General features: G+C 72.8%; 21 protein-coding genes, 1 tRNA gene and 1 pseudogene. 7 read left to right on the top strand and 16 right to left on the bottom strand.

Annotation, left to right across the window (positions count from 1 at the left end):
* Window positions 1-279 precede the first annotated feature (279 nt).
* Window positions 280-363: transfer RNA gene (locus tag AB0C02_RS04545), tRNA-Tyr, on the bottom strand.
* A gap of 146 nt (window positions 364-509) precedes the next feature.
* Between AB0C02_RS04545 and AB0C02_RS04540 the strand changes: the two genes are divergently transcribed.
* Window positions 510-1,004, top strand: a complete 495-nt coding sequence (locus AB0C02_RS04540) for a YajQ family cyclic di-GMP-binding protein (RefSeq protein WP_357541132.1) — start codon at window positions 510-512, stop codon at window positions 1,002-1,004.
* A 250-nt stretch (window positions 1,005-1,254) separates the two neighbouring features.
* Here AB0C02_RS04540 and AB0C02_RS04535 read toward each other — a convergent pair whose 3' ends face one another.
* From AB0C02_RS04535 to AB0C02_RS04500, 8 genes are all read right to left on the bottom strand, one after another.
* On the bottom strand, window positions 1,255-2,514 hold the full coding sequence (locus AB0C02_RS04535) for an MFS transporter (protein ID WP_357541130.1): 1,260 nt from the start codon (window positions 2,512-2,514) through the stop codon (window positions 1,255-1,257).
* A 150-nt stretch (window positions 2,515-2,664) separates the two neighbouring features.
* Entirely contained in the window at window positions 2,665-3,540 is an 876-nt protein-coding gene (gene htpX, locus AB0C02_RS04530) for a zinc metalloprotease HtpX (protein ID WP_357541128.1), read from the bottom strand.
* 108 nt (window positions 3,541-3,648) lie between these two features.
* Window positions 3,649-5,112: a proton-conducting transporter membrane subunit gene (locus tag AB0C02_RS04525; RefSeq protein ID WP_357541126.1), complete on the bottom strand. Its 1,464-nt coding sequence runs from the start codon at window positions 5,110-5,112 to the stop codon at window positions 3,649-3,651.
* Window positions 5,113-5,134: 22 nt separating this feature from the next.
* Window positions 5,135-6,640, bottom strand: a complete 1,506-nt coding sequence (locus tag AB0C02_RS04520) for an NADH-quinone oxidoreductase subunit M (protein WP_357541124.1) — start codon at window positions 6,638-6,640, stop codon at window positions 5,135-5,137.
* Complete coding sequence (locus AB0C02_RS04515; RefSeq protein WP_357541790.1) at window positions 6,637-8,586, bottom strand: NADH-quinone oxidoreductase subunit L; 1,950 nt, start codon at window positions 8,584-8,586, stop codon at window positions 6,637-6,639. The genes AB0C02_RS04520 and AB0C02_RS04515 overlap by 4 nt, the downstream gene beginning before the upstream one ends.
* 11 nt (window positions 8,587-8,597) lie before the next feature.
* Window positions 8,598-8,948, bottom strand: a complete 351-nt coding sequence (gene nuoK / locus AB0C02_RS04510) for an NADH-quinone oxidoreductase subunit NuoK (protein WP_357541122.1) — start codon at window positions 8,946-8,948, stop codon at window positions 8,598-8,600.
* Window positions 8,945-9,514, bottom strand: a complete 570-nt coding sequence (locus AB0C02_RS04505) for an NADH-quinone oxidoreductase subunit J (RefSeq protein ID WP_357541120.1) — start codon at window positions 9,512-9,514, stop codon at window positions 8,945-8,947. The genes nuoK and AB0C02_RS04505 overlap by 4 nt, the downstream gene beginning before the upstream one ends.
* Entirely contained in the window at window positions 9,511-10,101 is a 591-nt protein-coding gene (locus tag AB0C02_RS04500) for an NADH-quinone oxidoreductase subunit I (protein ID WP_357541118.1), read from the bottom strand. The genes AB0C02_RS04505 and AB0C02_RS04500 overlap by 4 nt, the downstream gene beginning before the upstream one ends.
* 105 nt (window positions 10,102-10,206) lie before the next feature.
* On the opposite strand from AB0C02_RS04500, the gene AB0C02_RS04495 reads away from it, so the two are divergent.
* The 3 genes from AB0C02_RS04495 (at window position 10,207) to AB0C02_RS04485 (ending at window position 12,814) form a co-directional block, all read left to right on the top strand.
* Window positions 10,207-10,341 (top strand): hypothetical protein, encoded by a 135-nt coding sequence (locus AB0C02_RS04495; RefSeq protein WP_357541116.1) that lies wholly within the window; start codon window positions 10,207-10,209, stop codon window positions 10,339-10,341.
* A gap of 17 nt (window positions 10,342-10,358) precedes the next feature.
* Window positions 10,359-11,399: a glutathione S-transferase C-terminal domain-containing protein gene (locus tag AB0C02_RS04490; protein ID WP_357541114.1), complete on the top strand. Its 1,041-nt coding sequence runs from the start codon at window positions 10,359-10,361 to the stop codon at window positions 11,397-11,399.
* 146 nt (window positions 11,400-11,545) lie between these two features.
* Window positions 11,546-12,814: a S8 family peptidase gene (locus AB0C02_RS04485; protein WP_357541112.1), complete on the top strand. Its 1,269-nt coding sequence runs from the start codon at window positions 11,546-11,548 to the stop codon at window positions 12,812-12,814.
* Between the two features lie 58 nt (window positions 12,815-12,872).
* Here the strand turns inward: AB0C02_RS04485 and nuoH are convergent, their stop codons facing one another.
* Both nuoH and AB0C02_RS04475 read right to left on the bottom strand, forming a co-directional pair.
* Entirely contained in the window at window positions 12,873-13,835 is a 963-nt protein-coding gene (gene nuoH / locus AB0C02_RS04480) for an NADH-quinone oxidoreductase subunit NuoH (protein ID WP_357541110.1), read from the bottom strand.
* Window positions 13,835-14,410 (bottom strand): NADH-quinone oxidoreductase subunit C, encoded by a 576-nt coding sequence (locus AB0C02_RS04475; protein WP_357541108.1) that lies wholly within the window; start codon window positions 14,408-14,410, stop codon window positions 13,835-13,837. Before AB0C02_RS04475 ends, nuoH begins: the two co-directional genes overlap by 1 nt.
* 113 nt (window positions 14,411-14,523) lie before the next feature.
* Here AB0C02_RS04475 and AB0C02_RS04470 point away from each other — a divergent pair, with 113 nt between their 5' ends.
* Window positions 14,524-15,570: a glucose 1-dehydrogenase gene (locus tag AB0C02_RS04470; RefSeq protein ID WP_357541106.1), complete on the top strand. Its 1,047-nt coding sequence runs from the start codon at window positions 14,524-14,526 to the stop codon at window positions 15,568-15,570.
* Between the two features lie 30 nt (window positions 15,571-15,600).
* Here the strand turns inward: AB0C02_RS04470 and AB0C02_RS04465 are convergent, their stop codons facing one another.
* Both AB0C02_RS04465 and AB0C02_RS04460 read right to left on the bottom strand, forming a co-directional pair.
* Entirely contained in the window at window positions 15,601-16,173 is a 573-nt protein-coding gene (locus AB0C02_RS04465) for an NADH-quinone oxidoreductase subunit B family protein (protein WP_357541104.1), read from the bottom strand.
* 96 nt (window positions 16,174-16,269) lie between these two features.
* Entirely contained in the window at window positions 16,270-16,581 is a 312-nt protein-coding gene (locus AB0C02_RS04460) for an MGMT family protein (protein ID WP_357541102.1), read from the bottom strand.
* Between the two features lie 13 nt (window positions 16,582-16,594).
* Between AB0C02_RS04460 and proB the strand changes: the two genes are divergently transcribed.
* Together proB and AB0C02_RS04450 are read left to right on the top strand one after the other, a co-directional pair.
* Window positions 16,595-17,752, top strand: coding sequence for a glutamate 5-kinase (proB, locus tag AB0C02_RS04455; protein ID WP_357541100.1), 1,158 nt, complete (start codon window positions 16,595-16,597; stop codon window positions 17,750-17,752).
* Window positions 17,753-17,762: 10 nt separating this feature from the next.
* Window positions 17,763-19,004, top strand: coding sequence for a glutamate-5-semialdehyde dehydrogenase (locus AB0C02_RS04450; RefSeq protein ID WP_357541098.1), 1,242 nt, complete (start codon window positions 17,763-17,765; stop codon window positions 19,002-19,004).
* 197 nt (window positions 19,005-19,201) lie between these two features.
* Here the strand turns inward: AB0C02_RS04450 and AB0C02_RS04445 are convergent.
* The 3 genes and pseudogenes from AB0C02_RS04445 to AB0C02_RS04435 all read right to left on the bottom strand — a co-directional run.
* Window positions 19,202-20,068: pseudogene (locus AB0C02_RS04445) on the bottom strand (hypothetical protein); the annotation flags it as partial.
* A gap of 69 nt (window positions 20,069-20,137) precedes the next feature.
* Window positions 20,138-21,319, bottom strand: a complete 1,182-nt coding sequence (gene moeZ / locus AB0C02_RS04440; protein WP_357541096.1) for an adenylyltransferase/sulfurtransferase MoeZ — start codon at window positions 21,317-21,319, stop codon at window positions 20,138-20,140.
* A gap of 107 nt (window positions 21,320-21,426) precedes the next feature.
* The gene (locus AB0C02_RS04435; RefSeq protein WP_357541094.1) at window positions 21,427-22,182 is read right to left on the bottom strand and encodes a DUF3152 domain-containing protein; all 756 of its coding nucleotides are present in this window, start codon (window positions 22,180-22,182) and stop codon (window positions 21,427-21,429) included.
* Window positions 22,183-22,212 lie beyond the last annotated feature (30 nt).

Genomic DNA, 22,212 nt, shown 5'->3' with positions numbered 1-22,212 from the left:
TTCGCCAGCTGAGCCACGATCTGCCGCGACTGAGCCATCTGAGACACCACCTGACTCGATGACATCACCTTTGCCAGCTGAGCCATGAGTTCATCACGCCGACGCGGATCCCAGTCAGGGAAGTCCCCACCCACGACGGTCTTCGTCATCGCTTCTCCCAAGCCGTGCCCGCTACGCGCCCGATCACTCAGACAACCAGGGGAAACCAAGGTCAAGACAGCAGAAGACAACGAAGGCCCCTGCCCCGCGTTTCCGCAGGTCAAGGGCCTTGCTGTTCCCTGGTGGCGGGTAGAGGATTCGAACCTCTGTAGCTTTCGCGACGGATTTACAGTCCGCTCCCATTGGCCGCTCGGGCAACCCGCCAGGGCGTGCCACCGCGTGTAACGCGGCAGCGGAAGCAAGGATAGCGGTTGCCCCCGGGGCCTTCGCAACCGGGTACCGTCAGGGGGCCCACCGCTGGTCAGCGGGGGACGGAACAGGACAGACCGCCGGACAGCAGGAGCATGAGCATGGCAGCGAACCCGTCGTTCGACATCGTGAGCAAGGTCGACCGGCAGGAGGTCGACAACGCCCTCCGCCAGGCGGAGAAGGAGCTCGCGACGCGGTTCGACTTCCGCGGCACCGGCGCGGAGATCTCCTGGTCGGGCGAGGAGGCGATCAGCCTCCAGGCGGAGACCGAGGAGCGGGTCCGGGCCGCCCTGGACGTCTTCAAGGAGAAGCTGGTCAAGCGGAACATCTCGCTCAAGTCGCTGGACGCCGGCGACCCGCGCTCGTCGGGCAAGGTCTTCAAGATTGACGCCAAGGTGATCCAGGGCATCGACTCGGACAAAGCCAAGGCGATCAGCAAGAAGATCCGCGACGAGGGTCCGAAGGGTGTCCAGGCCCAGATTCAGGGCGACCAGCTGCGGGTGACCGGCAAGAAGAAGGACGACCTCCAGGCCGTCATCGCGCTGCTGAAGGGCGAGGACTTCGGCCTCGCCCTTCAGTTCACCAACTACCGGTAAGACTGATCGACTCGGTGTGCGGCAAAAGGTGGTCTCGCGATCGGTGGTGACCCCCATGTGCCGCACACCGAGTCGATCAAGACGTCGAGTTGATCAAGGCGTCAGCGGGCGAAGATCAGCAGCAGGATCACCGTCAGGATCGCGCTGACCAGGATCGAACCGAGGCAGCCGATCCGGTTCGAGAAGAAGACGAACATGCCGGGGCGTACCCGCGCTGGCGCCTTTGATCCGACAGTGGGTGGCCGAGCGGTCAGGCGGCGACCGGTTGTTCGACGCGTACCGCGGTGGCTTCGGCGCGGGCGATGGGGCCGGTGGGCAGCGCGGCGACCGCGGCGCCGACGGCGACCGCGGCCCCGGCGAAGAGGAAGGCCCAGGGCACTCCACCGGCGTGGTCGACGATCAGCCCGGCCACCGAGCCGCCGGCGGCGCTCGCCGCCACCGACATGGTCACCACCCAGGTGTACGCCTCGTTCAGCATGCCGGCCGGGGCGATCCGGCCGACCAGGGTGTTCTCCAGGGTCAGCGCGGGAGCGATGGTGGCCCCGCCGAGCACCAGCGCCACACCGAGTGCCGCCGGGGTCGGCATCAGCGCGTACACGGCGAAGCTGGCCGCGACGGCGCCGAGCAGCCAGGCGAACTGGCGGGTCATGTTGGCCGCCGGCCGGCGTACGCCGAACCAGAGGCCCCCGACGGCGCTGCCGATGCCCCAGACGGCGAGCAGCACGCCGGCGAGGCTCTCCGGGTCGGTGGCGGCGGCTTTTCCGGCGAAGGCCGGGACGGTCACCCCGGCGGCCCCGAACGCGATGCCGAGGCTGGCGACGCAGAGCAGCAGGGCCGGGAAGCCACCGACCCGGAGCGGGCCGAGGCCCTTGGCGTGGTGCTCGTGCGGGTGCGGGCGCCAGCTTCGCATCACCTGGCCGAGCGCGACGGCGGTGGTGCCGACCAGGGTGACCACGGCGGATCCGACCAGCGCGGCGGCGGCGTCGGCGAACAGGACGAACCCGGCCACCAGCAGCGGGCCGAGCACGAAGACGACCTCGAAGAGCGAGGTCTCCGCGGCGAGCGCGGTGTTGCGCAGGTGGGCGCGGCCGGAGGCGACGGTGGTCAGGTCGTTCCAGGCGCCCCGGATGGCGGCGGTCAGCGGCGGGTAGGTGGCCCCGGCGACCCCGGCGGCCAGATAGATCAAGGCGAGGCTGCCGGCCCCGGACCGGCTGGCCCAGAGCAGCCCGAACAGGGCGAGCGGGTGGGCGACGGCGGTGACCAGCAGCACCGGGGTGGGGCCGACCCGGTCGGCGATCCGCCCGGCGATCGGGCTGAGCGCGGCTCCGGAGAGCGCGTAGATGCCGCCGGCGACCGCGGCGAGGGCGTATCGGTGGGTCACCCCTTGGACCACGAGCAGCAGCGCCAGCGGGGTCATGCCGATCCCGAGCCGGCCGATGATGCCGAGGATCAGCAGCATCGGCGCGCCGGGGATCCGCCAGACGCCCAGATATTGGCGCAGTGCGGCCAAGGGTGCACCTCCGGTGCGGAGAGGTAACGAGTGGAATCGCTTCTGACCCTAACGCCCCAGGTCCCGCCGGAGATGGTCAGCTCGCTCACACCGCGCTCAAGACGGCTCCGCCCGCGTCCGGGTGCCGGACGCGGGCGGAGACGAGGTCGGTCAGCGCTGGAACTGCACCGGGCCGGCGTTGCCGGCCATCTGCTCCAGCCGGGCCACCCGCTGCTCCATCGGCGGGTGGGTGGCGAACAGGGCCGCGAGGCCGCCACCCCGCTTGAACGGGTTGTCGATCATCAGGTGGGCGGTGCTGGTGAGCTGGCCCTGCGGCGGCAGCGGGCGCGCCTGCGTACCCATGTGGATCTTCCGGAGGGCGCTGGCCAGGGCCAGAGGGTCCCGGCTCAGCTCGGCGCCGGACTGGTCGGCCTGGAACTCGCGGCTCCGGCTGATCGCCAACTGGATCAGGGTGGCCGCGATCGGACCGAGGATCAGGGTGAGCAGCAGCACCGCCGGGTTCGGGCCGTCCTCGTCGTCGCGACCCAGCGGGATGAACCAGGCGAGGTTCGCCAGCATGGTAATGATGCCGGCCAGACCGGCCGCCACGCTGGAGATGAGAATGTCCCGGTTGTAGACGTGGGACAGCTCGTGGCCGATCACGCCGCGCAGCTCGCGGTAGTCGAGGATCTCGACGATGCCCTGGGTGACGCAGACCGCCGCGTGCTGCGGGTTGCGTCCGGTGGCGAACGCGTTGGGCTGCGCCGTGGGGCTGACGTAGAGGCGGGGCATCGGTTGGCCCGCCTGGGTGGACAGCTCACGGACCATCCGGTACAGGTCGGGGAACTGCGCCTCGCTGACCGGTTGCGCCCCCATCGAGCGCAGTGCGAGCTTGTCGGAGTAGAAGTAGGTGACGCCGTTCATCAACAACGAGACGACGACGGCGATGACGAGGCCGCCGCTCCCGCCGAACCCGTAGCCGACCGCGAGGATCAGCGAGGTCAACAGGCCGAGCAGCGCTGCGGTCTTCAGACGGTTGTGATGCACGATCGCTCCTTCGGTGCGCGGACCCGCGCGGGGGCCGCTGACCGGTTCAACAGCGCCGGTACCCGTCAACCATCCTGCCCACAGCTGAGAGTTGGCTGAGAAACCCGCTCAGCGGGCGGCCAGGTCAAGGACGAGTTGCGGGGCGAAACCGACCAGCACGGCCAGGGCGGTGGCGACCCCGAGGGCCACGGCCACCCCGCGCGGCGGGCGGGCCGTGGCCGCGCCGGGCGTCACGTAGAGGGTGGCGGCCAGGCGCAGGTAGTAGGCCAGGCCGATGACCGCGTTCAGCGCCACCACCAGGGCGAGCCAGCCCGCGTGCCCGGCCAGCAGCGCACGGACCACGGTCACCTTGGCGAACAGGCCGGCCAGACCGGGCGGCAGGCCGGCCAGCCCGATGAGCGCGAGCACGAACGCGCCACCCACCCACGGGTGCCGGCGGGCCGCGCCGCGCAGGTCGGCCAGGGTGCCGCCGTCGCCGTCGGCCGGACGCAGCGCCACCACCGCGGCGAAGGCGGCCAGTTCGAGCAGCACGAAGAAGACGGCGTACGCGACGGCCGCCGCGTACGCGACGGCGCGGGCGTCGACGGTGCGGCCGGCGGCCAGCGTGAGCGCGCCCAGCGGGGCGAGGATGTAGCCGGCCTGGGCCACCGAGGACCAGGCGAGCAGCCGGACGGTACGCCGTTGGCGCAGCGCCACCAGGTTGCCGACGGTCATGGTGAGCACCGCGAGCCCGGCCAGCACCGGCCCGGTCACGGTGGCCGGTAGGGCCCGCTGCACCACGGCGAGGAGGGCCACCACCCCGCCCAGCTTCGACGCGGTCGACAGGTACGCGGCCACCGGCAGCGGCGCGCCGTCATACGTGGCCGGTGCCCAGGCGTGGAACGGCACCGCGGCGACCTTGAACGCCAGCCCGCCCACCACCAGCGCCACCGCGACCGTGGTGAGCGGCAGGTCAGCCAGGTCCCCGGCGGCGGCCAGGGTGGTGCCGAGCCGATCGAGGTGCAGACTGCCGGTCACCGCGTAGAGCAGCGCCGCGCCGAGCAGGGTCACCGTGGTGGCCACCACACTCACCACGAAGAAGGTGACCGCCGCCTCGGCGCCGGCCAGGCTGCCGCGGCGCAGCCCGACGAGCACGTAGAGCGGCAGGGTGAGCGTCTCCAGCGCGACGATCAGGGTGATCAGGTCACCGGCCGCGCCGAGCACCACGCCGCCCGTCATCGCGCAGGCGAGCAGGAAACAGTATTCCCCGACCGGGGTCCGGCCGGCCCGCAGCAGCGGGCCCGACAGCACCAGCACGCCGAGGGTGAGCAGGGCGAAGACCGCCGCGACCAGTGCGGCCCGGCCGCCGAAGACGTACGAGCAGTCGGCGCCGACGCAGAAGGTACGCCGCTCGCCGCCCGTACCGACGACGGCCGCGCCGAGCGCGGTGGCCGCCGCGCCGGTCGCCGCCACCGCCACGGTGACGGCGGGGCGGGCCACCAGCAGGTCGACCAGGAGCACGAGTACGGCCGTGCCGGCGGCCAGGTACGCCGGCAGCAGCGCCACCTGGTCCACGCTCTGCACCAGACTCATGCCGCCACCTCGCTGCGCTCGCTCATTTCAGAACTCCCAGCAGGGCGTCGACCGGGCCGGCGGCGTACGACAGGACGAGGGTCGGGGCCAGGCCGACGGCGAGGGCGAGCAGCACCAGCGGTGCCCAGGCGGTCAGTTCCGCCCCGGCCAGCGCGGGCGCGATCGGCCGGACCGCCGGGCTGGGCCGTCCGTGGGTGACCCGGCGCAGCAGCCGCAGGAGGTACGCGGCGGTCAGCGCCCCGCCCAGCGCGGCCAGCACCGCGAGGGTGGTCCAGAGCCCGCCGCCCCGCCGCACGGCGGCGACCACGGCGAATGCCTCACCCCAGAAGCCGGCCAGCCCGGGCAGCCCGAGCGAGGCGATCGCCGCGAAGCCGAGCAGCCCGGCCAACCGGGGCGCGGTCTCCCGCAGCCCGGACAGCTCGGCGAGCGATCCGGTGTGGGTACGGTCCTTGATCGCCCCGGCCAGGAAGAAGAGCAGCCCGGTGAGCACACCGTGCGCGATGTTGCCGATCAGCGCGGCCTGCAGCCCGGTGGCGGTGAGCGTGGCGACCCCGAGCAGCACGAAACCCATGTGCCCGACGCTGGAGTAGGCGATCAGCCGTTTCAGCTCGTCCTGCGCGAGGCAGACCAGGCCGCCGACCAGGATCGCCGCGACGGCCAACACCCCGAGCACCGGGGCGGCCCAGCGGGCGCCCTCCGGGGCCACCCCGACCGCCACCCGGATCAGGCCGTACGTGCCCATCTTGAGCAGCACCCCGGCGAGGATGACGCTGCCGACGGTGGGCGCCTGGGTGTGCGCGTCGGGCAGCCAGGAGTGCAGCGGCCAGAGCGGACTCTTCACCGCGAAGGCGAGCGCCAGCAGGCTGAACGCGGCGAGTTGGGTGCCCTGGGAGAGCCCGGCCCCGCCGGTCAGCGTGACCAGGTCGGCGGTGCCGGCGGCGGCCACCACCAGGTAGACGCCGACCAGCAGCAGCACCGAGCCGAAGAGGGTGTAGAGGGCGAACTTGCGGGCCGCCCGCCGCCGGTCGTCGCCGCCCCAGCCGGCGATGATCGCGTACATCGGGAGCAGGACGACCTCGAAGAAGAGGAAGAAGAGCACCAGGTCCAGGGCGAGGAAGGTGCCCAGGATCCCCACCTCGACCACCAGCAGCAACGCGACCAGGGCCCGGCCACTGCCGCCGCCGGGGGGTACCCGCCACAGCGTGTACCCGCAGCAGAGCAGGGTGAGTAGCCCGGTGAGCACCACCAGCGGCCAGGAGATGCCGTCCACTCCGAGGTGGAAGCGCAGGTCCAGGCCGGGCACCCAGGGCAGGTCGACCTCTTGCCAGGGGCGCACGGCGGGCGCCGGCCCGTAGCGCGCCCAGCCGTGGTCGCCGCCGACCAGCGGCAGGGCGGCGAGCAGGGTCAGCGCCGCGGCGACGGTGCCGACCAGCCGGCCGGCCCGGTCACCCGGGGTGGCGGCCACCGCGACCGCGCCCAGAGCGGGCACCGCGAGGACCGCGACCAGCAGGAACTGCCCGAACGTCATGAGGTCACTCCGATCAGGGCGACCGCGAGGCCGATCAGCAGGGCACCGGCCAGCACGCCGGCCACCGCGCGGGGCAGGGCCGCCCGGTGCAGGGCGGCCAGCCCGCCGCCCAGCCTCACGGCGGCCCGGCCGCTCCCCTCCACCAGGCCGTCCACCCCGTGCTCGTCCCCGGTGCGCACGGCCTGGGCGAGCGCGGTCGTCGGGCGTACGACGAGGGCGTGCTGGACGTCGTCGAGCCGGAACGCCCGGGCGAAGACCGGCCGCAGCGGGCCCAGGAAGCGGGCCGGGTCGGCGGCCGGGTCGCGACGCCAGCCCGCCCAGGCGACGCCCGCCCCGACCAGCAGCAGGACGAACGGGAGCAGCACCGCGCCGCCACCGTGCACCAGGGAGTCCACCCCGAAGCCGGTCAGCTCCGCCTCCGTGGCCGACGCGTAGATCCGGCTGAGGAACGGCCCCCAGAAGGCGGCCAGGCCGAGCAGCGCGGCCGGCACCGCCAGCAGCAGCACCGGCCAGCGCATCAGCCCCGGCGGGTCGTGCGGCTGGACCAGCGGGCTGCGGGGGGCGCCGAAAAAGGTGCGCAGCAGCAGGCGGGTGGCGTACCAGGCGGTCACGGCGACGCCGAGCAGCCCGGCCAGCCAGACCAGCCAGCCCACCCACTGCGGGGTCGGGCCGGCGTTGTCGATCGCGGCGGCCTCGGCGGCGGCGAGCACGCCGTCCTTGCTCCGGAAACCGGAGAGCGGCGGCAGCCCGGCCAGCGCCCCGAGGCCGATCACCGTGCCCCAGAAGGTCGCCGGCATGGCCGTCCGGAGGCCGCCCATCCGGGACATCAGGGTGGTGCCGACGGCGTGGATCACCGCACCGGCGGCGAGGAACAGCAACGCCTTGAACGCGGCGTGGGTGAGCAGGTGGAACAGCGCCGCCGTGGGCGCGCCGACGGCGAGCGCGCCGGTCATGTAGCCGATCTGGGAGACCGTCGACCAGGCGAGCACCCGCTTGATGTCGTCCTGTGCGGTGGCGGCGAACGCGCCCAGCAGCAGGGTGACCGCCGCCATCACCCCGAGCACCGCCAGCGCGACCGGGGCGCGTTCGAACAGTGGGAAGAGCCGGGCCACCGCGTACACCCCGGCGGCGACCATGGTGGCGGCGTGGATCAGCGCGGAGATGGGGGTGGGGCCGGCCATCGCGTCCGGGAGCCAGGTGTGCAGCGGGAACTGTGCGCTCTTGCCGGCCACCCCGGCGAGCAGCAGCAGGCACGCCGCGGTGAGGGTGCCGGTGGAGTAGTGGTGGGCCAGCACGTCGGCGATCCGGAAGCTGCCGGCGCCGACGCCGAGCAGCGCGATGCCGAGCAGGAAGCCAACGTCACCGACCCGGGTCACCAGGAACGCCTTCATCGCGGCCCCCGGCGCCTCCGGCAGCCGACGGTCGTGGGCGATGAGCAGGTACGAGCAGATGCCCATCACCTCCCAGCCGACCAGCAGCAGGATCAGGTCGCCGGAGACGACGACGGTCAGCATCGCGGCGGTGAAGAGGCTGATCTGCGCCGCATACGGCGGGTAGCGGTGGTCGACGTCGACGTCGTCGTGCGGGCCGCGCTTCAGGTAGCCGATCGAGTAGACCTGCACGGCCAGAGCCACCGCGGCCACCGCCGTGGCGACCAGCACCGCCACCCCGTCCAGCCGGTAGCCGAGGGTGACCGTCAGCCCGCCGAAGTCGATCCAGGTCGTCCCAGCCTCGGCCAGGTGCCTGATCCGGGTGAGCAGCAGCACCGCGATCAGCAGCGTGGCGGCCGCGCCGGTGACGCCGAGGGCGATCGCCGCCCGCCGGGCCCGGGCCTCGCCGAGCGCATGGCCGCGCGGGGACGGCGGCAGCAGCAGCCCGGCCAGGCCGGCGGCCAGCGGTACGGCGGGCAGCAGCGGCGCGAGCCACGCGGTCACCCCGGTCACCATGGTCCCGTCGCTCACCGCGGCACCTCGTCACCCGTCCTCGCTGCCGGCTGCGCCGGCGGCTCGCTCAGCGGCACGTCGTCCACCGCGACGCTGGCCCGCAGCCGGTAGAGCTGGAGCACGATGGCCAGCCCGACGCCGATCTCGGCGGCGGCGAGCACGATCACGAAGAGCGCGAAGACCTGACCGGAGTGTGGCAGCTGGGCCCGGACGGTGGTGTCGGCGGTGACCAGGATCAGGTTGACCGCGTTCAACATCAGCTCGACGGCCATCAGCACCAGGACGGCGTTGCGCCGGCGCAGCACGCCGAAGACGCCGAGGCCGAACAGCAGCGCGGCGGTGACGTACGGGATGACCGGCCTCACGCGCGCCCGCCCTCGTCGAGGGGCGTGCCGGCCGGCACGGGCCGGACCGGATCGGCCACAGGCGTGCCGGGCCGGCCGATGTCGGTGCGGGAGAGCACGATCGCGCCGACCAGGGCGGCGAGCAGCAGCACCGAGAGCACCTCGAACGGCAGCACCCAGGAGCGGAAGACCTGTTCGCCCAGGCGTTCGGCGGTGCCCGCGGCGGGCAGCTGGACGCGGGACCAGCGGAACGCGTCGACCAGCAGCACGGCCAGGCCCAGCCCGCTCCCGCCGCCGATCAGCGCGGCCGGCCAGCCGGGCCGGTCCAGGTCGTCCGAGGCGCCGATCGGGGCCCGGGTCAGCATCACCGCGAACAGCAGCAGCACCACCACCGCGCCGACGTAGATCAGCACCTGCACCCAGGCCACCAGCTCGGCGGTGAGCACCAGGTAGTCGCCGGCCAGCGCGCCCAGGCAGACCACCAGCCAGAGGCCGGCCCGGACCAGGTGCCGGGTGCCCACCACCAGCGCGCCGGCGCCGACCGCCACCGCGCCGAGGGCGAGCAGCAGCACGTCCGCACCGGTCATGAGGCCGGGCCTCCGCCCTGCTCGGCGCCGGGCTCGGGGCGTACCCGGGAAGGGGCCGGACGCGCGGCGGGCGCCGCGGCCTTGCGGGCGGCGGTGGTCTCCTCCTTGGACGGGTCGCCGTGCGGGTCGTGCGCCGCCGGCGGCGGGACGGTGACCATCCACTCGCCCAGGTGGTCCTTGTCGTGCAGCAGGTCCTTGATGTCGTACTCGGCGTATTCGAACTCGGGGGACCAGTGGAGCGCGTCGAACGGGCAGACCTCGACGCAGATGCCGCAGTACATGCAGAGTGAGAAGTCGATGTCGAAGCGGTCGAGAACGTTGCGCTGGCGGGGGCGGGCGGCACCGGGCACCGTCACCTCCTCCTTGTGGGAGTCGATGTAGATGCACCAGTCGGGGCACTCCCGGGCGCAGAGCATGCAGACCGTACAGTTCTCCTCGAGCAGCGCGATCACCCCGCGCGACCGGGGTGGCAGCTCGGGGGCCACGTCCGGGTACTGCTGGGTGGTCGAACGGCGGGTCATCGTCTTCAGCGTGACCGCCAGCCCTTTGACCAGCCCGCCGCCGGGCACGCCGCCTCGCTCGCTCATGTCGACCATCCTGCCCTGTGCCTCCGGCGCGCGCGACCACCACCCGGCCGCAGGCGGCGGTACGGTGGCGGGCGGGGAGAACGACGCACCGGAAAGGACCCGTCGATGACCGCCGCGCTGCACGACGACCCGATGAAGCGGATCTACGTCGAGCAGGCCCGGATGCCCGACGGCATCCTGCTGCCCGAGCCGTGGGAGAACGACATCCCGCTCGACCGGATCACCCCCCGGTCGCGGTGAGCCCGGCGGGTAGCGGCGTGACCGAGAGCGACGACGAGATTCTGCGGCGTACCGGCGGCAAGTACGTCGAGCCGGGCGGCGAGTTCACCCGGGACCAGCGCTACATCGCCACCCGGATCACGGCGGACGGGCGGGGCGGCTGGCCGGTGGAGCCCGGCCGCTACCGGCTCGCGGTGAGCCGGGCCTGCCCGTGGGCGAACCGGTTGATCATCGTCCGCCGGCTGCTCGGCCTGGAGGACGCCATCTCGATGGCGGTGGCCGGTCCGACCCACGACGCCCGGAGCTGGACCTTCGACCTCGACCCGGGCGGGCGGGACCCGGTGCTCGGCATCGAGCGAATGGCCGAGGCCTACTTCAAGCGCTTCCCCGGGTACGACCGGGGCATCACCGTGCCGGCGATCGTGGACGTGCCGACCGGACAGGTGGTCACCAACGACTACGCGCGGATGAGTCTGGACCTGTCCACGGAGTGGACGGCGTACCAGCGCGAGGGTGCGCCGGAGCTCTACCCGGAACGGCTGCGGGACGAGATCGACGAGGTCAACGCCGTGGTGTTCAAGGACGTGAACAACGGCGTCTACCGGTGCGGCTTCGCCGGCAGCCAGGCGGCGTACGAGAAGGCGTACCACCGGCTCTTCGACCGGCTGGACTGGTTGAGCGAGCGGCTGGCCGGGCAGCGTTACCTGGTGGGCGACACGATCACCGAGGCGGACGTGCGGCTGTTCACCACGCTGGTCCGCTTCGATCCGGTCTATCACGGGCATTTCAAGTGCAACCGGCAGAAGCTCGCCGAGATGCCGGTGCTCTGGGCGTACGCCCGGGACCTGTTCCAGACCCCCGGCTTCGGCGACACGGTCGACTTCGACCACATCAAGCGGCACTACTACGAGGTCCACCGGGACATCAACCCGACGGGCGTGGTGCCGCTCGGCCCCGACCTGTCGAACTGGCTCACTCCGCACGGGCGGGAGGCGCTCGGCGGCCGTCCGTTCGGAGACGGCAGCCCGCCGCCGCCCCCGCTCGAACCCGTCGACCCCGCGCACACTCCGCTGCGCTGAACCACCCCTTTTGCGCACCCATTGGATCGATGATCCATACTTGTTCACAATCTTGTAAATTCAGACTGATCAACTTATGGGGTCCGCAGCCGGCCCCCAAGGGGCCACCGTCGGACAGCACTGTCCACAGTGGAGGAGGATCAGTCTTGCGGAAGCCAGGTGGCAGGAAGATACGCCTCGGCGTACTGACCGGCATGATCACGGGCGCGCTCGTCACCGCCCTCGGAGCCCCGGCGGCGGCATCCCCGGCGGCGGGACCGGGCCGACCCGATCCCGCGCCGCTGCGGGTGGGCGGACCGGTGACCGCGCCGGACCGGTACATCGTGGTGCTCTCCGACGCCCCGACCGGCGCCGAGCGCGCCGACGGCAGCGCACGGGCCGCCCGCACCGCGCGCGCGGCCACCGTCGCGGAACAGGCCGGCGGCACCGTGCTGACCCGCTACACACACGTCCTCGACGGGTACGCCGCCCAACTGTCCCCGACCGCCCTCGCCGCGGTCCGCGCCGATCCCGCCGTGGCGTACGTCGAGCGGGACAGCCGCATCGAGGGCAGCCTGACCGGCGACATGTCGATACAGGCCACGCAGCCGAGCCCGCCGTCGTGGGGGCTGGACCGCATCGACCAGCGGTACCTGCCACTGAACAACAGCTTCGGCTACACCACGACCGGTTCCGGCGTCACGGTCTACGTGGTCGACTCCGGTATCCGGGCCAGCCACGTGGACTTCGGCGGACGGGCCAGCGGGGTCTACGACGCGGTCCGCGACGGCAACGGCACCAACGACTGCCACGGTCACGGTACGCATGTCGCCGGCACCATCGGCGGCGCGACGTACGGCGTCGCCAAGGCGGTGACCATCAAGGCGGTACGGGTCCTCCAGTGCGACAACAGCGGCTGGACGACCGACCTGATCGATGGCGTCGACTGGCTCGCCGGCCACCACGATGCAAGGTCGGTGGCGAACTTCAGCCTCCAGGGCTACGGAACCGCCGCCAACACCGCCGTGGAGAACCTGATCGACTCGGGCGTGCAGCCGGTCTTCGCCGCCGGCAACTACAGCACCGACGCCTGCACGAACGGGCCGCGGTCCGCCCGGGGCATCACCGTCGGCGCGACCGACAGCACGGACAACCGGGCATCGTTCTCCAACTACGGCACGTGCGTCGACATCTTCGCCCCCGGCGTGAACATCACCTCTGCGGGCATCGCCTCGGACACCGCGGTCGGCTCCGGCTGGTCGGGCACCTCCATGGCGGCCCCGCACGTCACGGGGTGGTTGGCGCGTTACCGCCAGCAGAACCCGAACGCCACGTTGGCGCAGGCCAAGAGCTCGCTGATCGCCGCCGCCACCACCAATGTGGTGATCAACCCGGGCACCGGCTCGCCGAACCGCCTGCTCTACGTCGCCCCGTAACCGAACCGTGTTGAGAAGGGGCCCCTGCCCTACCGCCGCATCAGCAAGGGGCCCCTCCTCACAGCGCCAGGCGGACGGCGGCCGTGAGGACGAGCTGGGCCAGGGCGGCGGGGACGAGGACCAGCCAGCAGAGGCGCTGAAGCTGATCCTCGCGCAGCCGGGGGTACGACACCCGGAGCCAGATGATCACGAAGGAGACGGCGAAGACCTTGAGCAGGGTCCACAGCCAGCCGAGGTGCACGTCCGCGAACGGGCCCTGCCAGCCGCCGAGGAACAGCACGGTGGTCAGCGCGGCGATCACCACGATGCCGACGTACTCGGCGAGCAGGAAGAACGCGAACCGCAGGCCGGTGTACTCGGTCAGGTAGCCGAAGACCAGCTCGGAATCGGCCACCGGCATATCGAACGGGGGCCGGCGGATCTCGGCCAGCCCGGCGACGAAGAAGATCACCATTGCCGGCGCCTGCCAGAGCAGCCACCACGGCCGCCACGCCTCGACGATCCCGGGCAGGCTGAGCGTCCCCGCCGCCATCGCCACCGACGCGGCCGCCAGCACCAGCGGCAGCTCGTAGCCGAGCAGTTGGGCGGCGCCGCGCAGCCCGCCGAGGAGGCTGTACTTGTTGGCCGAGGCCCAGGCCGACATGAGCACCGCCAGCACGCCCACGCCGAGCACGGCCAGGACGAAGAACAGGCCGATGTCCAGGTGCTGCCCGACCAGGTCGCCCGGGCCGAGCGGGATCACCAGCAGGGCGAGCAGGTAGGGCAGCAGGGCCACCGCGGGCGCCAGCCGGAACACCGGGCGGTCCGCGTCGCGCGGAGTGATGTCCTCCTTCTGCACGAACTTGATCCCGTCGGCGACCAGCTGCGCCCAGCCGTGGAAGCCGCCCGCGTACATCGGGCCGAGCCGGCCCTGCATGTGCGCCATCACCTTGTGCTCGGCCTGCCCGACGACGAGCGGCAGGACGAGGAACGCGGCCAGCACGCCCACCACCCGCAGGACCAGCTCCAACCAGGCGGGCATCAGGCGCTCCCCCACTCCCCCGGCGCCGGCACGCCCGGCGGTCGAATCGGCCGGCGACCGCCGCCGGCTTCCGACTCGCCCGGCTCCTTCGCGCCCGGCCAGGGCTTGGCGACCCGGGAGGCGAGCACGAACTCCTTGCGCAGCGGGTGCCCCTCGAACTCCGGGGGCAGCAGCAGCGGGCGCAGCTCGCCGTGCCCGTCGAAGGCGACACCGAACATCTCGTGGGTCTCCCGCTCGTGCCATGCGGCACCGGGGAAAAGGTCGACCACGGACGCCACCACCGGTGCCTCCCGGGGCACCCGGGTGCGCAGCAGCAGCCCGTGCCGATGCCGCGTCGACCAGAGGTGGACCACCAGGTCGAAGCCCTCGGCCAGCTCATCGACCGCCGACAGCCAGTCGAAGAAGTCACAGCGCAGCTCGGCGTCGTCGCGGGCCGCGCGCAGCGCGTCCCGCCAGCTCGCCAGGGGTACGTCGACCGTGGCGCGGGCGTACCGCTGACCGCCGGACAGCGACGCGGTGGCCTCGACGGGCGCGAGCAGCGCGACCACCCGCTGGCCGATCTCGTCCGGAGTCATGCCGCTGATCCTATGGCCGCCGGCGCGTACCCGTGTCGGGCCGCCCCGCGCCCGCCGGCCGGGATCCGCTGTTTCGCCCGGAGACGACCGTCCGGCGGGGAAAGATGAGAAGCGTGCGCGCTGTGACTGTGACTCCCGAGGTTGCCGACTCGCTACGGCTGGACGAGGAGTGGCCCGAGCCGGCTGCGGAGGAGGGCGCGATCCTGGTGGAGGCGCTCGCGGTGGGGATCTGCGGGACCGACCACGAGATCATCGAGGGCGCGTACGGCGAGGCGCCGCCCGGCCAGGAACGGCTCGTGCTCGGGCACGAGTCGCTGGGCCGGGTGCTGGAGGACCCGACCGGCAGCCTGCAACCCGGCGACCTGGTGGCCGGCATCGTTCGGCATCCGGACCCGGTGCCCTGCCCGAACTGCGCGGTCGACGAGTGGGACATGTGCCGCAACGGTCAGTACACCGAGCACGGCATCAAGGCGTTGCCCGGCTTCGCCCGGGACCGCTGGCGGGTGCAGCCGAAGTTCGCCGTCGGCCTGGACCCGGCGCTCGCCCCGGTCGGGATGCTGCTGGAGCCGACCAGCGTGGTGGCGAAGGCGTGGGACCACATCGAGCGGATCGGCAGCCGGGCCGAGTGGAAACCGCAGAGCGTGTTGGTCACCGGGGCCGGCCCGATCGGCCTGCTGGCCGCGCTGCTCGCCACCCAGCGCCAGCTGTCCGTGCACGTGTTGGACCGGGCCACGACCGGGCCGAAACCGGAACTGGTCCGGGCGCTCGGCGCGACGTACCACACCTCGGCGGTGAGCGAGCTGGACTTCGCACCGGACGTGGTGGTCGAGTGCACCGGCGCACCCGCGGTGGTGCTGGACACCATGTACAAGGCCGGCCCGACCGGCATCGTCTGCCTCACCGGGGTGTCCAGCGGCGGCCGGACCATCGACCTCGACGCGGGCGCGCTCAACCGGGAGCTGGTGCTGGAGAACAACGTGGTCTTCGGCTCGGTGAACGCCAACCGGCGGCACTGGGAGCAGGCCGCCGAGGCGCTCGCCCGCGCCGACCAGTCCTGGCTGAACTCGCTGATCACCCGCCGGGTGCCGGTCTCGTCGTACGCCGAGGCTTACACCTCCACCAGCGAGGACATCAAGGTGGTGCTCGACTTCACCGCGTGACCGCCCACCCGGGAATGCCGGGGGATGGGCCTAGTGGGTTGGGGGGCGGACCGGCGGGGCGGTCAGCGCGTCCACCGGGCGCGGCGGATGAGCGCCGGGGGCGTCGGCCGGGGACGCCAGGGGGTCTCGGCGGGGTACGCCGCCGACGCCCGACTGCTCGGCGGCGATCTTCTCCTGCAGGCGGAGGATGCCGTGCAGCAGCGCCTCCGGGCGGGGCGGGCAGCCGGGCACGTAGACGTCGACCGGGATGAGCTGGTCGACGCCCTTGGTCACCGAGTACGAGTCCCAGTACGGGCCGCCGCAGTTGGAGCAGGCACCGAAGGAGATGACATACTTCGGCTCGGGCATCTGGTCGTAGAGCCGCTTGATCGCCGGGGCCATCTTGTCGGTGACCGTGCCGGAGACCACCATGAGGTCGGCCTGCCGGGGGCCGTGGGCGAACGGGATCACCCCGAGCCGGATGAAGTCATGCCGGCCCATGCTGGTGGCGATGAACTCGATGGCGCAGCAGGCCAGCCCGAAGTTGAACACCCAGAGCGAGTAGCGGCGGCCCCAGTTCAGCACGAACCGGATCGGCTCGCCGAGCACCGCCGGCAACTGCACCTCGCCGCCTCCCTCACCTGTCCCCGAGGTGACAGTCAATCACAGCTGCTGGTTCCCGAACCGTCGCGGCCAGGGCCACCGGAGCCCGGCGTGGGGTCACCTCCCCTGCTCCGGTGACCAGGCCGCTTTCATGTCCACCCCGGACGGGCGCAGCGGGCAGCCCTCGGCGCGCAGCCGGGCCCGCGCCTCCACCTCGTGCCCGGGTGGCAGCCGCCCGACCGAGTTCACCACCCGGTGCCAGGGCACCGCGCCTCCGTACCGGGCCATGATCGAGCCGACCAGCCGGGCCGAGGCCCGGCCCGAGCACTCGGCGAGCGCGTCGGCGACCGCCCCGTACGACATCACCCGGCCCGGCGGGATCCGCTCGACCAGGTCGAGCACCGCCTCGACGTACTCGTCAGGTGTCACGAGCCGTCACGATATGGGAACGCGCGAAGGTCCGGCGAACCACAGCGCGCAGAATGGTCGGGTGCGTGAAGCAGTCACCTCGGCCCGCCGGATCGTTGTCAAGATCGGTTCCTCCTCGCTGACCACCGCGACGGGCGGCTTGGACGACGCCCGCGTCGACGCGCTCGTCGACACGCTCGGCGCGCTGGCCGCCAACGGGCGCGAGGTGGTGCTCGTCTCCTCCGGCGCAATCGCCGCCGGCCTCGCCCCGCTCGGGCTGGCCCGCCGCCCGCGCGACCTGGCCACCCAGCAGGCCGCGGCCAGCGTCGGGCAGGGCCTGCTGATCGGCCGGTACGCGGCCAGCTTCGCCCGGCACGGGCTGACCGTCGGCCAGGTGCTGCTGACCGTCGACGACGTGACCCGCCGGGCGCACTACCGCAACGCCTACCGAACCCTGCGCAAGCTGCTCGACCTGCGGGCGGTGCCGATCGTCAACGAGAACGACACGGTGGCCACCCAGGAGATCCGGTTCGGCGACAACGACCGGCTGGCCGCGCTGGCCGCCGCCCTGGTCGACGCCGACCTGCTGGTGCTGCTGTCGGACGTGGACGCGCTCTGGACCGGTGACCCGGCCCGCCCGGGCAGCACCCGGATCACCGAGGTCCACGGCGAGGGCGACCTGGCCGGCATCGACATCGGCGGCGCGGGCCGGGCCGGGGTGGGCACCGGGGGCATGGTCACCAAGGTCGAGGCGGCCCGGATCGCCACCGGCTTCGGCATCCCGGTGGTGCTGACCGCCGCGCCGCTCGCCGACGGGGCGCTGCGCGGCGAACCGGTCGGCACCTTCTTCCACCCGAGCAGCCGGCGCCCGGCTGCCCGACTGTTCTGGCTGGCGCACGCCACCGCGCCCCGGGGCCGGCTGCACCTCGACCCGGGAGCCGTGCAGGCGGTGGTGGGGCGGCGCAAGTCGCTGCTCCCGGCCGGGATCATCGCGGTGGACGGCGCGTTCACCGCCGGCGACCCGGTGGACCTGGTGGACGCCGAGGGCGCGCCGGTCGCCCGGGGGCTGGTGAACTACGACGCGGTGGAGCTGCCCGGGCTGCTCGGCCGCTCGACCTCGGAACTCGCCGCGGCGCTCGGCCCGGCGTACGAACGGGAGGTCGTCCACCGCGACGACCTCGTACTGCTGTGAGGAGTGCAGGATGAGCGTGGTCGAGCAGGCCCGGCGGGCGCGGGACGCAGCGGAGGCGCTGGCCGTCGCGACGCGTACGGTCAAGGACGCCGCGCTGCGCGCGATGGCGGACGCGCTGGTGGCGCGTACCCCGGAGATCCTGGCCGCGAACGAGGCGGACCTGGCGGCCGGGCGCGCGGCCGGGCTGACCCCGGCCGTGCTGGACCGGCTGGCCCTCGACGCGGGCCGGGTGGCCGGCATCGCCGAGGCGCTGCGCCAGATGGCCGCGCTGCCCGACCCGGTCGGCGAGGTGGTCCGCGGCTCGACCCTGCCCAACGGCCTGGAGCTGCGCCAGGTCCGGGTGCCGTTCGGGGTGGTCGGCATCATCTACGAGGCCCGGCCGAACGTCACCGTGGACGCGGCCGGGATATGCCTCAAGTCCGGCAACGCGGCGCTGCTGCGCGGCTCCTCCTCCGCGGCGCACTCCAACGCGGCCCTGGTCGCCGTGCTCCGCGACGCGATCGCCGAGTCCGACCTGCCGGCGGACGCGGTGCAGCTGCTCGACTCCGCCTCACGTGACTCGGTCAAGGAGCTGATGCGGGCCCGGGGCCTGGTCGACGTGCTGATCCCGCGCGGCGGCGCGTCGCTGATCCGGACGGTGGTCGAGGAGTCGACCGTGCCGGTGATCGAGACCGGGGTGGGCAACTGCCACGTCTACGTGGACGCCGCGGCCGACGTCGCGAAGGCCGTCGCCATCGCCCTGAACGCCAAGACCCAGCGCCTGTCCACCTGTAACACCGCCGAGTCGCTGCTGGTCCACGCGGATGTCGCGGACGCCTTCCTGCCGGCGGTGCTGGCCGCCTTCGCCGACGCCGGGGTCACCGTGCACGGCTCCCCGGAGGTCGTGGCCCACTCGAACGCGGTCGTCCTGGCGACCGAGGAGGACTTCGCCACCGAATACCTGTCGGCCGACATCTCGGTCGCCGTGGTCGACTCGCTCGACGCGGCGGTCGCGCACATCCGGCGGTACGGCACCGGCCACACCGAGGCGATCGTCACCGACTCCCAGCCGGCGGCCCGGGAGTTCGTGGCCCGGGTGGACGCGGCGGCGGTCATGGTGAACGCCTCCACCCGGTTCACCGACGGCGGCGAGTTCGGCTTCGGCGCGGAGATCGGCATCTCCACCCAGAAGCTGCACGCCCGCGGCCCGATGGGGCTGCCCGAGCTGACCAGCACCAAGTACGTGGTCACCGGGGACGGTCACCTGCGATAGCGAACCGGGCGGGTCGTGGCCCAGCGGCCATCCGACTCGTCACCGATATGACTGTGAGTCATAAATATGCCTCACAGTCATATCACTCACGAGCCTTCTCGGCTCCGGTCAGCCTCACCGAGCGTCACGACCTCCGCGCTCAGCTGCCGCAGCACGCGCGGCGGCCCGGTCGGCGTGGCCACCGGCTCGGCAGACAGGCAGGCGCGGATCGCCCGCAGCGTGGTGTGCACGTCGAACTGGTGGCCGTCGTCGCTGTCCCAGCCGCCGTCGCTGCGCTGGGTCTCGGCGAGCCGCTTACGCGCCGAGACCAGCAGCCACTGCTCCTCGCCCACCTCGACCCGGTGCAGCGTGGCGGCGAGCCAGGCCACGTCGGCCGGGGACATCTCCGGGATCCGGTCGGCCAGCACCGCCTGGATCCGGGCCGACTCGTAGTACATCTGCTGGCGGTGCAGCACTGCTGCGGCCAGCCAGCCGGCGGGCAGGAAGGACGGCCAACTCCCGTCCGGGGCGAGCTGCGCGGCGAGCGCCTGCGCCGCCGCCTGCACCACCCCGGCGTACGCCCCGCCGACCCGGGAATCGAGCGGCCCGGCGGCGCGGGCGTCCAGCCCGGCCACGGTCAGCCAGAAACCCGCGTTGGCAGTCAGGTAGAGGCGGGCCTCCGGGTCACCCGGGGTGGCCCACTCGGGGGCGAACCCGGCCAGCGACGGGTCCTCGTCCCAGCCGCCGTCGGGCAACTGCCGGGCGGACAGCCAGTCCAGGGCGTGCCGGGCGGCCGGCCGGCTCAGCCCGCCGAGGTCGTCCAGCTCAGCCAGGCGGAAACAGGTCGCGTCGACCGAGGCGACCTCGCCGTCGAGCACGGCGGGCCAGCCGCCGCCGGGCGCCGGCCCGGTCTCGACCGCGTCGAGCAGGTCAGCCGGCACCGGGGCGCCGGTACGCAGCCAGGAGAGCCGGGCACGCTCCACCGCGTCCCCGTGCGCCACGACGAAGCCGATAGCGGCATCCAGATCGACCACGACCCACACGCTACCTGCGGAAACGCAATCACACCTCGGTATCTCGGCCAGGGGTGAACCGGCCCACCGGCGGTACGCGAAGGCCCTCCCGGGCATCCGGGAGGGCCTTCCGGCGACGACTCAGTACGCGGGTAGCGACGGGTCGATCTGCTTGATCCAGGAGAGCACGCCGCCCTGGACGTGCACGGCGTCGGAGAAGCCGGCCGCCTTGAGCGCGGCGAGCGCCTCGGCGGACCGGACGCCGGACTTGCAGTGCAGCACGATCTGCCGGTCCTGCGGCAGCTTCGCGAGCGCCTCGCCGGAGATGATGTCGCCCTTGGGGATCAGCGTCGCGCCGGGGATCCGGACGATCTCGTACTCGGCGGGCTCGCGGACGTCGACCAGGAAGATGTCCTTGCCGGTGTCCTGCCACTCCTTGAGCTCCAGCGCGGTGATGGTCGCGTCGACCGCCGCCTCCTGCGCCTCCACCGAGACCGCGCCGCAGAAGTCGTCGTAGTCTTCCAGCAGGTCGGTGACCGTGGGGTTCTCGCCGCAGAGCACGCAGTTCGGGTCCTTGCGGACCTTGATCTTGCGGTAGCTCATCTCCAGGGCGTCGTAGACCATCAGCCGGCCGACCAGCGGCTCGCCGGTGCCGGTGAGCAGCTTGATCGCCTCGGTGACCTGGATCGACCCGACGGACGCGCAGAGCACGCCCAGCACGCCGCCCTCGGCGCACGACGGCACCATGCCGGGCGGGGGCGGCTCCGGGTAGAGGCAGCGGTAGCAGGGGCCGTGCTCGGCCCAGAAGACCGACGCCTGGCCGTCGAACCGGTAGATCGAGCCCCAGACGTACGGCTTGCCGAGCAGCACGGCCGCGTCGTTGACCAGGTAGCGGGTGGCGAAGTTGTCGGTGCCGTCGACGATCAGGTCGTACTGGGAGAAGATCTCCCGGACGTTCTCCCGGTCCAGGGCGGTGTTGTGGATCTCGACCTGGACCAGCGGGTTGATCTCACGGATCGACGCGGCTGCCGACTCGGCCTTGGACCGGCCCACGTCGGAGACGCCGTGGATCACCTGGCGCTGGAGGTTGGACTCGTCGACGGTGTCGAAGTCGATGATGCCGAGGGTGCCGACACCGGCGGCGGCGAGGTAGAGCAGGGCCGGCGAGCCGAGACCGCCGGCGCCGACGCAGAGCACCCGGGCGTTCTTCAGCCGCTTCTGCCCCGTCACCCCGACGTCCGGGATGATGAGGTGGCGCGAGTAGCGACGGATCTCGTCAACGGTCAGCTCGGCGGCGGGCTCGACGAGCGGGGGCAACGACACGGTGGACTCCCCGGGATCGGCGGTGGGACCGCGCCATTGTCACTCGTCACGGTGTCGATCGGCCATGACGAGGGCCACCCAACCCGAACTTCGGGACCGGGAATAACTCAGACGCCGTCGATCGGCTCGCCCTCGTAGCGAACTCCGTCGAGGTACGGCCAGGCGTTCGCGACGCAGCCGTCCAGCCCGTACGTCTGCTGCTGCATCACCGGCGCCGGCTCGCCCGGCCCCGGGCAGTCCTGGTGCTGCTCGCCGAACTCGTGCCCGACCTCGTGGTTGATCACGTACGTCCGGTAGACGTCCAGCGGGGCGCCGTAGTCCGGCACCGCGTCCATCCAGCGGGCCAGATTGATGATCACCTTGCCGGGCAGCCGGCAGGAGGTGTACCGCTCGGTGGTCAGGCCCCCTTCGGCGCACATCCGCTCGGAGGTGACCGCGGTGGCCAGGTAGATCGTGAAGTCGGCGCTGGCCGCCTCGGTCACCCGCTGCACCCGTAGTCCGCCGGAGGCGATCCAGCTGCGCGGGTCGGCGAGCACCCTGTCGACCGTGGCGGCGAACTCGTCCGCGTCCTGCCCGGCGCCCCGCTCGACCTCAATCCGGTAGCGGTGCAGCGGTCCGTCGTATCCGCGTACCGGGGAGCGCCCGTCGGCCGTGGCGAACTGCCCGGAGCCGTCGGACGGGTACCCGCTGGGCTGCACCTGCGCGGCGACGCCGGCACCGACGCCGTGGGCCAGCGGGCCGCCGGCCGCCACCGGCGGCGGGGCGGTGGGCCGGTGGACCAGGTCGGCCAGGCCGATCACGACGCCCACCGTCGCCAGCGCGGCGACCAAGAGCACGAGGGTACGCCGGCGACGGCGGCGCATCCGACTCATCGAGAGGCGGACCGGCCGAGC

Origin of the sequence: Micromonospora sp. NPDC048999, from assembly GCF_040649295.1 — a bacterium.
Lineage (GTDB): Bacteria > Actinomycetota > Actinomycetes > Mycobacteriales > Micromonosporaceae > Micromonospora.
This window is presented reverse-complemented; position numbering and strand designations above follow the sequence as displayed.

Excerpts from the sequence above, each read along its gene's own strand:
- AB0C02_RS04540 (WP_357541132.1), top strand. The coding sequence starts at position 510 with ATGGCAGCGAACCCGTCGTTCGACATCGTGAGCAAGGTCGACCGGCAG.
- AB0C02_RS04525 (WP_357541126.1), bottom strand. The coding sequence starts at position 5,112 with ATGAGTCTGGTGCAGAGCGTGGACCAGGTGGCGCTGCTGCCGGCGTAC.
- AB0C02_RS04520 (WP_357541124.1), bottom strand. The coding sequence starts at position 6,640 with ATGACGTTCGGGCAGTTCCTGCTGGTCGCGGTCCTCGCGGTGCCCGCT.
- AB0C02_RS04515 (WP_357541790.1), bottom strand. The coding sequence starts at position 8,586 with ATGGTGACCGGGGTGACCGCGTGGCTCGCGCCGCTGCTGCCCGCCGTA.
- AB0C02_RS04505 (WP_357541120.1), bottom strand. The coding sequence starts at position 9,514 with ATGACCGGTGCGGACGTGCTGCTGCTCGCCCTCGGCGCGGTGGCGGTC.
- AB0C02_RS04500 (WP_357541118.1), bottom strand. The coding sequence starts at position 10,101 with ATGAGCGAGCGAGGCGGCGTGCCCGGCGGCGGGCTGGTCAAAGGGCTG.
- AB0C02_RS04495 (WP_357541116.1), top strand. The coding sequence starts at position 10,207 with ATGACCGCCGCGCTGCACGACGACCCGATGAAGCGGATCTACGTCGAG.
- nuoH (WP_357541110.1), bottom strand. The coding sequence starts at position 13,835 with ATGCCCGCCTGGTTGGAGCTGGTCCTGCGGGTGGTGGGCGTGCTGGCC.
- AB0C02_RS04475 (WP_357541108.1), bottom strand. The coding sequence starts at position 14,410 with ATGACTCCGGACGAGATCGGCCAGCGGGTGGTCGCGCTGCTCGCGCCC.
- proB (WP_357541100.1), top strand. The coding sequence starts at position 16,595 with ATGGGAACGCGCGAAGGTCCGGCGAACCACAGCGCGCAGAATGGTCGG.
- AB0C02_RS04450 (WP_357541098.1), top strand. The coding sequence starts at position 17,763 with ATGAGCGTGGTCGAGCAGGCCCGGCGGGCGCGGGACGCAGCGGAGGCG.
- AB0C02_RS04435 (WP_357541094.1), bottom strand. The coding sequence starts at position 22,182 with ATGCGCCGCCGTCGCCGGCGTACCCTCGTGCTCTTGGTCGCCGCGCTG.